Source organism: Rummeliibacillus sp. TYF-LIM-RU47 (genome assembly GCF_008638315.1).
Lineage (GTDB): Bacteria > Bacillota > Bacilli > Bacillales_A > Planococcaceae > Rummeliibacillus > Rummeliibacillus stabekisii.
On sequence record NZ_VVIR01000001.1, the window covers coordinates 459,347 to 471,978 of the forward strand.

The window sequence follows — 12,632 nt, forward strand, 5'->3', positions numbered from 1 at the left end:
GTGTGAATATATATTTTGAGGAAATACAAAGTAAACTACAAAAAATAAAACCCCTTCAACGTGAAGGGGTGGCATGTATTTAAGTTGTCGATTTTCTAATATGCCGACTAAGAGAATCGAACTCTTATCAGTGGATTACGAGACCACCGTTTTGCCATTAAACTAAGTCGGCAACAGTTATTTACACCAATAGTATAGCACTTTTATTTTCTTAATTCAGATTTCATGATTTAGGTGATATTCAAAAATGCCCTAGCATTATCTTGACTTATTCTTCTCCAATGCAACTGGGAAGAAATGAATTATTTTTCTTCCTCTTGTCCCTCGCGTTTCCACTTTCCACTTTTAAAGGTTTTCTTAAAATCATCATCATTATTGATGGTCGATTTGGCCAAAAGTATGAGTGTTAGGAGCATTGTGCCTGTTCCAACGATAAGATAGAACATAGTGAATACTTTTCCTATCGCTGTTTCAGGGGAAAGGTTGGTATCGATGCCGGTTGGAATAATGCTCACAACGCAGAAATAGATGGCGTCTAGAACGGCCCAGCCTTCTTTTTGTGTATAAAATAACACGCCTGACAGAATGATGAAAAATAGGGTAGTAATAAGCGATAAAAATAAAGGATGTTTTGATGATTTATACAAAGCTTCTAGCAGTCGTTTTAGTGTTAGGATAAATGAAATCAAAGTGAAAGAATTCCTCCTCGTTATTATTCATTGAATACAGTATCATGCAAGGGAAAATATTTCTAGGTTGAGGGGTGGGGTAGTCGGATAAGCAGGATTAGAAATTGAAAAAACTGCTCACAAAGCATATAGCATTTGCTAGCAGTCAGCATGTTGTATAACTACTTTATAACGCGTGAAACCGTCATTCCGTCGCCGATCGGTATTAATACAGATTGCAACTGAGAGTGTTCTGCGACTGTTTTATTGAACTCTTTCATGAACTCACTATAACGTTTAGGCTGTGAATTTGAATCTGCAACACTCCCGCCAGCTAAGACATTGTCTGTGACAATAATAGCACCATCTTTGGCAAGCTCGATACAAGCGTTTAAATAGTTGATGTAATTTAGTTTGTCTGCATCTATAAAGAAAAAATCATATTGTTTATTATTTTCTTTTAGAATTTGGAGGCTTTCTAGTGCTGGACCAGTCAAGTAGGTAACTTGATTACCAAAGCCTGCTTTGGTTAAATTTTGATGAGCGAGGGTAGCATAGTTTTCCTCTAATTCGAGTGATGTTAAATAACCTTCGCTGCCAAATCCTCTTGCCAAACATATGCCGCTATAGCCGCCAAGTGCTCCAATTTCTAGTACTTCTATAGCTTGTGATAAAGACACCAGCATTGTAAGAAGCTTACCAGAGCCGGGTGATACGGAGATAGAACGCATTCCGTTTTCTTCAATTGATGTCAGCACGTCCTCTAAATCTGTATCTGTTGGAGCGAAGAGGCTATCGATGTATTCATTGATTAATTTCATCTGCTGGATCTCCTATCATTTCTGAAGATTCTTTAGAAGAATCTTCAGTGGTTACAATTTCATCACTTTCTTCTAAATCAAATAGCTGTATAAATTCGTTGATAACCATGTCGAGTGCCTTTAACTCGCCGATTAAGATTGACTTAATAGTTTCAAATTCGGGTTCGTCTAGTTGCTGTTTGATAGTCATACGTTTTAGCTGAAGTATCTCTAAAAATGCTATTGCTCTTCCGCGCCTAAATGTTTTAGGACCCTTTGTATGATGGCCGCCGCCATGATGACGATGTCGGCCGCCTCTTTCCTCATTTGGTCTCATATCGCACCTCTTTCTGTATACAATTGTATACAATTGAATATAAAATTATTGTATACAATTGTATACAATAAATCAATATAAATTATAAGAGCGAATTCTTATTAATAAGATGCTATTGGATTTTTGAATGGAAATTGGGAATATAAAAAAGCCGATTCAATTTAATAGAATCGGCAAATTGTTATTTTGATTGCAACACCTTAAGCAGAAAAAGAGGTATCTTCATCATACGTTTTATACGGGTGGGTTGTGTGATTAGGCGATAAAACCATTCAAGATTAAGCTTGATAAAGAGTTGTGGCGCACGGCGAACATTGCCTGATAACACGTCCAAACTGCCGCCTACGCCCATCATGACACAGTGCTCGAATTGATGGCGGTGGCTAGCTATCCATTCTTCTTGTTTGGGAGCTCCCGTAGCAATAAAGATAAAATCAGGCTTTAAGGACGCTGCCTGAGTAGCTACTGCGTCTCTGTCACCATAGCCATCAGCAGTCCCCACAATATTAATATGGGGGTAGAGGGCGATTGCCTTTTTAGCCGCTGCTTCTGCTATACCAGGCTTGCCACCATAAAAGAAGAATCGATTTTTATTAACATCAGCATTTTTCATAAATGCATGTACTAATTCATAGCCTGGTATCCGTTCCCGCAAAGGCGTACCTAATATTTTAGAACCGATGACAACGCCTATACCGTCTGCGACTACATAGGTGGATCGCTGTACGTATTGTTCATATTGTGCATTTTCTTTTGTTAGCATAACAATTTCTGGATTCGCTGTTACGATTGAAATGGGTTCCTTATTGCTGGTTGCCAAGGTCAAGACATGGCTAACAAACTCTTTTTTGGTAGTATCTACAAAAGGAATGCCCAATATATTTATCTTTTTCATTCAACTTACCTTCCATAACACGTTTTCCCTCATTATATACCACGGAAAGGAATCTTTAAATAAACCGAGTAGACATTATAAAGGAGACCTATGGAAAAGAAAGTAAGGTGTGCATATAGTGCTGAAAATAGGGTAAAACAAATAAGTAGAAATACCTTCGAAAAAAATCTATTTTCTCATTCTATTCTTTGGAATTTATGCTATGATAATCTTTGTGAAATTGAATCTAGAAAGCCGAATTGATAAAATTTTGAAACTTTCATATAGGCTCATTCGTCTATAGTATTGACAATTAAATAATGATAGGAAGTGGATGTGTGATGACTAAAAATCGACGGTATCAGCCAAAGAAAGCATCCATCAAAAGAATAGCTGTATCCATTGTATTAATAGCAGCCATTATCTTGGGTGCGTTTATGCTCCTAACCAAAAATGAAAAGTCAGCAAATGAAAATGAACATATTAAAGTAGAAAAAATCAATAAGCCTAAAAAGGAAGAGACAAAAAAGAAAGAAGAACCGAAAAAGGATCAAGAGGATAAGGTGACAGCTAGCCGTCAAGAGGGAAGTGTGACCAATGATATTCCAGCAACTGGCCAACCAACGACGACCAAAGAAGAAACAAATGTTGTTATGCCTAAAAATGATACCTCTGCAATTATTGCAAACGCTAAAACGCAAGTCTATACGATCGTGACAGATTTGCAGCAAGGTTCTGGATTCCTATTTAACAAAAAAGGAGACATTATCACGAACGCCCATGTGGCGAAAGATGCTTCTTATGTTTTAGTTTCAAATGAGCATGGCCAAGAGTTTCAAGGTCAGGTAATTGGAATTTCTAAAAAGACAGACGTTGCTCTTATACGTGTACCAGAACTGGAAGGGAAAGACCCGCTCGTTTTAGATACAGCACCAGCAAGACTTAACACGCCTGTTATTGCAATTGGTAGCCCGAATAATAAGGGCGGCACTTCAACTGAAGGAAAAATCACAAACATCGGCGCAGAGTTTACGGATGAATACACATATAGCGGACTATACGAAATGACGGCTCGTTTGCATCCTGGTTCTAGCGGTGGCCCACTGATTAATGCAGAAACAGGTAATGTAATTGGTATTAATTCGATTATTTTAACAGATCAACCTGAAATAGGTTACGCTATACCAATTAAACAAATAATGAATTTGATTACAGGATGGTCAAACAAAGATGTAGAAATCGATATTGATAACGATCAAGATTTTGATAATGATCACAGAGATGAAGCATATCTAGGGAAAGACTTGATAAAAGATTATATCGATAGCTTCTATGATCTTGTACCACTTGCTATTAAAGACCCTGTTAAAAGACCTTCATATGAGTCCTATATTCTACCAGGAAGCACAGCGCAAAATGCAGCATCTAAGATGTTAGAAACATACACAGCTGAAGGCAGAAAGTATAAAGATTTAAAACATTCAATCGGCAATATTCAAATCACAGACGATTATGCGACTGCCGAAGTTGACTCTACATTCACTTATGTAGATAAAAATAAGCAAGAGCATCAATTGAAAGAAAAAATAATCTATAAAATTGTTATCGACGACTATGCAGATTATCAATTTAAAGAAATTACAATCAGCAATACTCAAGACGATGGAGCCTCTGCAGAGGAGTTGGAGACACCAGAGCAAGATACTGATGTTGAAGAAACACCAGCCGTACAAACGAAAAGCGTTAAGGAAAACAAATCTGTTGTAGAACCAAAGTCAACTGATCCTGCAAGTGAAGAAGAAACTTATCAAACTGCATCCTAATAAAAAAGCTCAGCTACGTTAGCTGAGCTTTTTTAACGTACGATATATTGTTCTAACGGGCACTACTTATAACGTTCAGTTAGCGAATGCTACCGTAGCTATGAATGTAATTTTTCCAATAAGTGCTCATTGTTTGGTATTGTACATGGCTGCCTGCTGCATGTACAATCATGCCATTGCCTGCATAAATTGCCACATGTGTAATAGCACCGCCACCTACATTAAAGAATACTAAATCTCCTGGTTGTGGATTGCTTGTATATGGTAGGGCAGTACGTTGCTGACGACTAGTACGTGGTAAAGTAATACCATGTTTGCCTAACACGTAGCGTGTAAAACCACTGCAGTCAAAGCCAGATGGAGTGGTTCCACCATAAACATAAGGAACACCCAAGTAGTTTTTAGCTGTATTTACAATATCACTTTGATTTGTACTAGAAGAAGTTGTTTTAACGCCAGCGCCAGCTTTTAAGTAAGCTGCAGACATCCAGCCTGTTTTGCCTTGTGCACTAACTTTAAACCATGTTCTACCTGAAACAACTTTTTTGTAGCTTGCATTTACAGTTTTATTTTTTTTGAAGTAACCTAACTTTCCTGCAGATAGAGAAGGTGCCTTACGTAATGTTAAGGAATTTGCAGTAACATGGTATTTGCCGCTGATTTTAACAGCTTGTGAGCTTGAAACCATTGTAATAGATGTATGTTCTGTAGTAGTTGCTGTATCGTGTTGTTCCGCTGCTTTTGCTTGGCCAAATCCAATTGTTAATGCTAATGCGCCTGATGCGATAGCCGTTAAGAAAGTTCTCTTTTTCATGAAAGGTCCTCCAACTATTCTAGTGAGTTTTTTTATATCTCGTAGTTATTTAAGTTCAATCGTTATAGTTCAAATGTTATGTTTTATTTCGTTTTTTACAAGTATAACTTTATAAAAAATCTGATAAATTAACAATGCTATTTCGTTTACAGTTATATTACAGTCTTGTAACAAAAATAGAGCATAATGATTACAGTTCGACAAAAACGTTGATATATCAAGCTTTCTCAATGTAAAAAAACCTTATCCAAAAATATTAGATAAGGTTTAAAAGTTAGTATTATAGGGAAAATTTATAACTTATAAATCATAAAATCGTTTATAGCTATCAAAGTGGCTCTTCCAATAAGATTCATTTACAGAAGATACCTGTACATAATCACCACCGGCATGGACGAATTGGCCATTCCCAATATAAATGCCTAAATGCGAGATACCAGTCTTGTACGTATTTTTAAAGAATACTAGATCGCCAGGTTTCGGACTGGAAACATAGTAAGAACGCGCTTCGTAGCTAGCAGCGCTTGTGCGGCTGATGTTTTTATAACCAGCTTGTTTAAATACATAGTAAATAAAACCGCTGCAATCAAAGCCGCTTGGTGAAGAACCTCCCCATACATAAGGTGTTCCTTTCATAGAAAGCCCAATATTAATAGCATTTTTTAATACAGTAGATGACGCTTGTCCAGGTGTTGGATTAGAAACACCTGTTGTATTCTCTTTATCTTGTTGGACTGTTGTTCCGCTATTTTTTACAGCGAGGACTTGCCCAACGCGAATCATATCTGAAGTTAATCGATTCCAAGATTTTAGCTGTGTGATTGTTATACCGAATTTGTGGGCTATTACCGAAAGCGTATCACCTGACACCACAGTATATTTTTTTGCGTTTGAAGGCGCTGCTGGAGTCTTACTAGGTGTCGCTGGTTTCGTGTTATTGCTTGCTGGTTTTGTTGAAGACCCATTAATTTTTAACTTTTGACCAACATAAATAACATGATTTTTTATGTTATTATTTTTTTCGATTGACGCAATGGATACGTTAAAAGCTGCAGCAATCTTTCCTACATAATCACCTGATTTGACAGTATAGGTCGTTGCCTTTTTGCTTGTCGTTGGTTTTGGAGAATTATTCTTGTTAGAAGAAACATGAGTGACTATAGTGCTTGAGCCAGGTATCTTCAATGTTTGGCCAGCAAAAATAAGGTCATTTTTTAGGCCATTAGCTTTCATTAAGGCTGATAATGTAATACCATGATTGGCTGCAATTTTTGCGATATAATCGCCTGGTTTTACTTTGTACGTACCAGACTTTTTGGTAACAGTTGTCGTTTTACTTGTTGTACTTTTTTTCGGAGCAGAGGTTTTCTTGCTCGCACTGTTGCTCGTTGTGCCTGAGGTTTTTAAGGTTTGTCCTACATAAATAAGATCTGAAGTCAGATGGTTCAGTTTTTTAAGTTTGGTAATTGTCGTATTTTTCTTTTTTGCTATGACATATAGTGAATCACCACTTTTTACCTTGTATGTATTAGTACTTGCTTTCGCATCTTGGTCATGTATTACAAAAGTGGTAGCACATACAGCTAGAGCAGAAACGATTGCTTTTTTCATATAGGTCACTCCTTTTGGGTTGGATCTTATGAGTATATTTTATTAACTGTATTGTAGAGAAAAATGGGATTTAATACAATCAACTGACGAAAAAAGGGAGTTTTGATAGATAGATTGAAATATTTTTAAAATATATGTAGGAGTGGTAGCTACTAAAGGACCATTAAATAAGTAGGTAAAAATAAAAAAAGCGCAATTTGCGCTTTTTCTTTACACTTGAAACACTTGTATTTGTTTGTTTAATGTTTCTGCTAACTGGCTCAATTCTTCTGCTGAGGCTGTAATTTCTTCAACAATTGCATATTGCTCCTCACTTAGGTTAGCAATCTCTTGAGTTTTTGAATTTGTTTCTTGTGAAATAGCATTTACATTTTCAAGGGAAGCTGCCGTTTCCTGAGAGGCTGCTGCCATTTCTTCGGTAATAGTCGATACTTCTTGTATTTCATTAGAAAGATTGATAGACATTGTATAAATCTCCTTGAATGCTTTACCTGTTGTTTGAATACTATTGAAACCATCATCAGCCTTTAAATTGACTTGTTCCATTTGCTGTACTGTTTTATGCATATACTTTTCGATATTTTCGGTTGTTTCACGTATTTCATTCGCTGAACGTGCCGATTCCTCTGCAAGCTTTCGAACTTCCCCGGCCACTACCGCAAAACCTTTACCATGCTCCCCGGCACGAGCCGCTTCTATTGCTGCGTTAAGTGCTAACAGATTCGTCTGCTCCGAAATCTCAGTAATCGTAGAAAGCATGCTGTTAATTCTCTTTGAACTATTCGCGAGCTCTAATAAAGAAGTTTGGGTTTCTGCCACTTCTGCTTTGATCTCTTTTATTTGTTTGACCGTATTCTCTAGATGCTTTCCACCAAATACCGTTTTGTCTGATGAGTTTGCAGCTGATTTAGCAGCAGAAGCAGCTGATTCGGCTACAGCGCTAATTTGGCTAGCAACAACATTCACTGAATTCGTTCCATTTGTTAAATAGTCAGTTTGCATCGCAGAATCAAGTGCAAGCTGATCAATTTTTTGGCTTACATTTTTAGTTGTATTATTGGTTTGCTCAGTACTCGCGTACAATTCTTCGGAAGAAGCTGCTAGATGTTCGCTCGTTTGTGTTAATGTATGGATCATGTCTCTTAAATTTTGGTACATGCCATTAAATGCTTCCGAAAGTTCATCGATTTCATCTTCTTGTCCATGGTGAATTGGTTCAATTGCTAAATTGCCATTCGCTACTTCTAAAACAAAATTCTTTAGTGAGTATATAGGTTTCATTTTATGAGAAAAATAAGATAGAACTACTGCAATATAAATCATAAATAGCGCTAGAAGACCAGCCATTGTGATAATGCTCACTTTTACCTGCGTTTTAGCTTTTGCTACTTGTTTTGCTGTTAATTTTTTTAATGATTTGTCAAAAGAATCAATAGAGCTGCTGATATTATCCTTTAATAAACTATATTCAGTTCCATAAAGTATATCTTTAGCTTGGACGAATTCCTCGGATTTTGCTAATGCGATTGCTTTTTCTTCTAGTGGTTTAAGTTGTTCTGATTGTGTAATCGCGTATTCGGCAAGAGCAATAATATCTTCTGGAAGTTGATTGCTCTTTAATTTTTTTAAAGTCTCATCAGCGTTGAGTGAGGATTGGACCTCACGTTCATAAGCTTGCAAGAAACGGCTAGAGCCAGATTCTGCGTATGTACGAATATTAGAAGACTTCGTTTCAGTATTCTTCATCAATGAAAGAGCAATTGAACTGTCTTCACGGTTAATTCTTTCGATTTTGTTTTGGTTGGATATACTTTTTGCCAGGTATCCTAAACTTAATCCGTTAAGAATAACTAAAATAGCTGTAATTATGATTGTCAGACGAATCATCTTTTTAATGCTCATTACCACACCTCATATTTTCACAATGAATTTTGTAACTTTTGACTGAATTTACTTATACTTTTACTAGTATAAATGTAACTGCTCCATCTGAAAATAGGCTTGTTTGCATTTTCGACAAATTTTTCTTAATTTAGTGCAAAAATAAGATGATTACTTTAAAATAAAATAGAATTACTGTGTAAAAGAGAAGATTTAGTATTCAATACAGGAGGAATAAAATAAAAATAAAGGTTATTCCTCGGGAAATAAGTCGGATTAAATAGTAAAAGAACCGCTAAGGGGGAAGCGGTTCTCTTGGGGGAAGGTTTTTTCACATGAATTTATATTTCAAATCGAAATATGCTATGGGAGTTGGATGATTATATTTCCAGTATAACTAAGTACTACAACTTCTATACACTTAATTTCTAATGGAATTAATTTTCTTGTAGCAAAATGAAAGAACTTCTAATCCGTTTATTTTGAACAGAAATCTTGTAAGTTTATAGGGAGTATATTTACCTTTAAAGACGAAAGGGGTAGAATGTATTTCTAATCGTCACAAAATAGTCATAATAGTGTAAGGTGGAGGGAAATATATGGCAATACAAAATATTATACGTAGTCTAATAGTAGAAACACCATCAAAACCAGGAAATTTCGCTAAAGTTGCAAAAGCGATCGGCGACCAAGGTGGCGATATCGGCGATATCAAGACGCTAAAGATTGGCACGTTATCTACAATTCGTGATGTTTCTTGTACATGCGACAGTGTAGAACAATTGGATGCCATTGTGGGTGCGTTAAATGGTTTAGAAGATATTACTGTCCGCGCTGTTTCCGACGATGTAATGAAGGCTCATGAAGGTGGAAAAATACATATGTCCAGGAAGATTGATGTTCGTTCACTTAGTGATCTTCGACGTATTTATACACCTGGCGTGGCAAGTGTCTGCCAAGAAATTGAGCGCTCACCTGAGAAAGCAAATTACTTTACAAGCATTGGTAATACAGTAGCGATTGTCACAGATGGTACTGCTATTTTAGGGCTTGGTAATATAGGATCTGTTGCTGGGATGCCTGTCATGGAAGGAAAATCTGTGCTGTTTGACCAATTTGCAGGAATTAGCGGTATACCAATTCTACTTGATACGAGTGATCCTGATGAAGTCGTTGAAACAGTAAAGCATATTTCACAAGGGTTTGGCGGGATTCTTCTAGAGGATATTGGTTCACCTCATTGCTTTGAAATTGAAGAACGCTTAAAGAATGATTTAAATATACCTGTTATGCATGACGACCAACATGGTACTGCGGTTGTAACATTAGCTGCAGTTTTATCTGCTAGCCGTTATGCAGGAGTTGACTTAAAACAAGCAGTTGTTGGACAAGTAGGTCTTGGAGCTGCAGGACTTGCCATTTCTCGTATGTTGATTGAGTATGGCGTGAAAGAAGTATGCGGTAGTGATTTACAAGAAAGTTCTTGTGACCGCTTACGTAGTTTCGGTGGTACAGTCATGAATTCTTTAGAAGAGCTCATGCAAAAATGTGATATTGTGATTGCGACAACTGGTGTCAAAGGTCTTATTAAACCAAGCATGGTGAGAAAAGGGCAAATCATATTGGCGTTGTCCAATCCATACCCTGAAATCACACCAGAGGAAGCATTACAAGCAGGAGCAGCCTATGCGGCTGATGGACGACTTGTAAACAATGTTCTTGGGTTCCCAGGTATCTTCCGCGGTGCTTTAAATGCTAATGCAAAAAGCATTACTTATCCGATGTTGCTGGCTGCAGCAAATGCAATCGTGGATGCTACACATAATGGCGATTTAGTGCCACACCCACTAGATCCGAATGTCCACAGCTCTGTTGCAAAAGCAGTGGAACGAATTGCATTAAAAGAGTTAGATTAAAATAGGTTGGATAACGGAATATCCTGCCTGCTTTCTAAATAAAAAAGGCAACTTTTGTTGGGTTTTCAACTGAAGTTGCCTTTTTACTTTAATTTTAGGTTTGCCAGGTATAAATATATATAAATGGTCTTATATTAAGATGGTAATGCTAGCATGTATGTTTTTAGTTGATGGTAAGTGAGGTAGATTCCAACAGTTGTAATAATCTCTTTGAAGAATGGCTTTATACGAAAAAACGAGCATAAGAACGACGGAATCATTCTTATACTCGCTTGTATTCATCATCCTGCTAAAAGAGCAGGGGAATTCTTTCTATTTAAATTAAAATTTAGGATTAAGGTTTTCTACTTTATATACACGGCCATGTTCATCTTTATAGACAATATGTTCGCTATTAAATTTAGTAGGAGAATCCAGGCCGGCAGCAGCTGCTACTCGGTAAAGGCCTTCCCGCATTGTTAAAATATAGTTAGTAACGCGGAACTTTTTCTCATCAACGATTAAACCATTTTGAAGTTTTGGATCTGTTGTAGCTACTCCTGCAGGACATTCATTTGTGTGGCAACGTTGGGCCATAATGCAGCCTACTGAAATCATAAATCCACGTGCTACATTGATTAAATCTGCGCCAAGGCCAAGGATAACTGCTGCACGATCTGAAGTGATAATTTTACCGGAAGCTATGATTTTAACACGGTCTCGAACACCATGTTTTACAAGTGCGTCATGTAAAAGGACAAGACCGCTGTGCAATGGAAGTCCAACACTATCAGCTAAATCTTGATAAGTAGCACCAGTACCGCCTTCAGCACCATCGATAGTAATGAAGTCAGGGCCTTTGCCAGACTCTTTCATATATGAGGCAAGGTTGTCTGCATCATCTGGACTGCCGATTACCACTTTAATGCCGACTGGAAGTCCGCCTACCTCACGAATTTGTTCGATAAAGTCGAATAATGATGGGAAATCATCGAATTGGCGGAAACGGTTTGGACTGTTGATTGTTTTACCAGGTACTACGTTACGGATACGGGCAATCTCTTCGGTTACTTTATCACCTTCAACGTGGCCGCCTCGTGTTTTTGCACCTTGAGCCAATTTTAGTTCAAAAGCTTTTACTTGTGGTATAGCAGCTTTTTCTTTTAATAATTCAAAACTGAAGTCGCCTTCAAGTGTACGGAAGCCAAATAAACCAGAACCAATTTGTGCGATTAGGTCAGATCCACCAGCTAAATGGTGATCGGAAACGCCACCTTCACCAGTGTTCATCCAAGAGCCTTTGGCTAAGCCGATCCCTTTTGATAAAGCGCTAATTGCATTTTTCCCTAAAGCACCATAACTCATCGCTGATTGGCCAACCAAGCTCTTCACATGGAAAGGCTCACGGCAATTAGGTCCGATGACTACGGCGTCTTCATCAGGCAATAACCATGGTTTAGCGACAATTTTTTCAGTATGCTCTTTACGGCTAATTAGGCTATCTGAATCAATTACATATTTTTGTGTTTCAACTGTTTGTGTTTGGTCTACGCGCATTTCTTCTACTTGTTTAGTAAATGTGGCATTACGAATATAATATCCTGGTTCTTCAAAATTTCTTTTTGAACCAAATCCGATGACATTACTCAAGTATTTCCCAGGTAATACGACATGTAAGAAGTCTTCTCGACTAAATGGTTTCCCTTCATTGTCTCCGTCGAATAGATATTGTCGAAGCTCAGGACCGACTTTTTCTGTAATATAGCGGACCCTGCCAAGAACCGGGAAATTTCGCAAGATGGCATGTTGTTTTTGTTTTTTGTCCATTATTTGCAGGAATAATAATGCGATCCCTAGAACAACAACAAAGATTGCCAATAAAATTAAAATAATCGAAGCGACTAATTCATACCACTCCATTTTTGTTAC

General features: G+C 37.3%; 10 protein-coding genes and 1 tRNA gene. 2 read left to right on the forward strand and 9 right to left on the reverse strand.

Annotation, left to right across the window (positions count from 1 at the left end; all coding sequences use genetic code 11):
• Positions 1-101: 101 nt before the first annotated feature.
• The 5 genes from F0527_RS02170 to F0527_RS02190 all read right to left on the reverse strand — a co-directional run bounded on the left by F0527_RS02170 (position 102) and on the right by F0527_RS02190 (position 2,700).
• Positions 102-172, reverse strand: a tRNA-Thr gene (locus F0527_RS02170).
• A gap of 130 nt (positions 173-302) precedes the next feature.
• Complete coding sequence (locus F0527_RS02175) at positions 303-689, reverse strand: potassium channel family protein (RefSeq protein WP_066784496.1); 387 nt, start codon at positions 687-689, stop codon at positions 303-305.
• 161 nt (positions 690-850) lie between these two features.
• Positions 851-1,489: an O-methyltransferase gene (locus tag F0527_RS02180; protein WP_150283650.1), complete on the reverse strand. Its 639-nt coding sequence runs from the start codon at positions 1,487-1,489 to the stop codon at positions 851-853.
• A complete protein-coding gene (locus F0527_RS02185; RefSeq protein WP_150283651.1) occupies positions 1,473-1,805 on the reverse strand; it encodes a hypothetical protein in 333 nt (110 codons plus the stop codon). Before F0527_RS02185 ends, F0527_RS02180 begins: the two co-directional genes overlap by 17 nt.
• 181 nt (positions 1,806-1,986) lie before the next feature.
• Positions 1,987-2,700, reverse strand: a complete 714-nt coding sequence (locus F0527_RS02190) for a WecB/TagA/CpsF family glycosyltransferase (RefSeq protein WP_150283652.1) — start codon at positions 2,698-2,700, stop codon at positions 1,987-1,989.
• A 320-nt stretch (positions 2,701-3,020) separates the two neighbouring features.
• Between F0527_RS02190 and F0527_RS02195 the strand changes: the two genes are divergently transcribed.
• The gene (locus F0527_RS02195) at positions 3,021-4,502 is read left to right on the forward strand and encodes a S1C family serine protease (protein WP_223823574.1); all 1,482 of its coding nucleotides are present in this window, start codon (positions 3,021-3,023) and stop codon (positions 4,500-4,502) included.
• A gap of 79 nt (positions 4,503-4,581) precedes the next feature.
• Here F0527_RS02195 and F0527_RS02200 read toward each other — a convergent pair whose 3' ends face one another.
• The 3 genes from F0527_RS02200 to F0527_RS02210 form a co-directional block, all read right to left on the reverse strand.
• Positions 4,582-5,316: a C40 family peptidase gene (locus tag F0527_RS02200; RefSeq protein WP_147194847.1), complete on the reverse strand. Its 735-nt coding sequence runs from the start codon at positions 5,314-5,316 to the stop codon at positions 4,582-4,584.
• Between the two features lie 300 nt (positions 5,317-5,616).
• Entirely contained in the window at positions 5,617-6,927 is a 1,311-nt protein-coding gene (locus tag F0527_RS02205) for a C40 family peptidase (protein WP_150283654.1), read from the reverse strand.
• Between the two features lie 210 nt (positions 6,928-7,137).
• Entirely contained in the window at positions 7,138-8,829 is a 1,692-nt protein-coding gene (locus F0527_RS02210) for a methyl-accepting chemotaxis protein (protein ID WP_150283655.1), read from the reverse strand.
• Positions 8,830-9,407: 578 nt separating this feature from the next.
• On the opposite strand from F0527_RS02210, the gene F0527_RS02215 reads away from it, so the two are divergent.
• Positions 9,408-10,724 carry an NAD-dependent malic enzyme gene (locus F0527_RS02215; RefSeq protein WP_150283656.1) on the forward strand — a complete coding sequence of 439 codons (1,317 nt, stop codon included), beginning with the start codon at positions 9,408-9,410 and terminating at the stop codon, positions 10,722-10,724.
• Positions 10,725-11,045: 321 nt separating this feature from the next.
• On the opposite strand, the gene F0527_RS02220 is transcribed toward F0527_RS02215, so the two are convergent.
• Positions 11,046-12,623 carry an FMN-binding glutamate synthase family protein gene (locus F0527_RS02220; RefSeq protein WP_147194834.1) on the reverse strand — a complete coding sequence of 526 codons (1,578 nt, stop codon included), beginning with the start codon at positions 12,621-12,623 and terminating at the stop codon, positions 11,046-11,048.
• Positions 12,624-12,632 lie beyond the last annotated feature (9 nt).